Below are 386 nucleotides of genomic sequence, written 5' to 3'. Positions count from 1 at the left end.
AAGCCGCACTGATGCCGATGGCCGGCGCGCCCCGCACGACCATCGAGCGAATCGCCTCGGCCACGCCGGCGGCGCTGGTGTAGGCGATCCAGGTTTCCTCGAACGGCAAAATACGCTGATCCAGCAGGTGCAGCGCGCCATCACGCCAATCGATGGCCTTTACTTTCTCCGCAGCCAACAGTCGATCGCGCATCCCACACCCCGCACTCATGAACAAAAGCCGCCGATTATAGCGATCCCCCCGCGAAGACGCTCGGGTATACTTCGCCATCCTTTACAAAAGCACTGGAACCGACCCTCGATGCCGAAACCTGCCATTGCGCTCGACCTGTTATTGCTGCCGACCTGGCTGGTCCCCGTCGAACCGGCAGGCGTGGTGCTCAAGG

The 386-nt window shown here is 62.2% G+C and carries 1 protein-coding gene; it reads right to left on the bottom strand.

The annotated features are described in order from the left end of the window. A partial coding sequence (locus AAEY83_RS13100) for a hypothetical protein (protein WP_502945162.1) occupies positions 1–193 on the bottom strand: 193 nt, incomplete at its 3' end. Positions 194–386 lie beyond the last annotated feature (193 nt).

Source organism: Psychrobacter sp. TB20-MNA-CIBAN-0197, from assembly GCF_040309765.1.
Classification (GTDB): Bacteria; Pseudomonadota; Gammaproteobacteria; order Pseudomonadales; family Moraxellaceae; genus Psychrobacter; species Psychrobacter submarinus.
The sequence above is the reverse complement of the archived record's forward strand: the minus strand, read 5'-3'. Positions and strand labels throughout refer to the sequence as shown.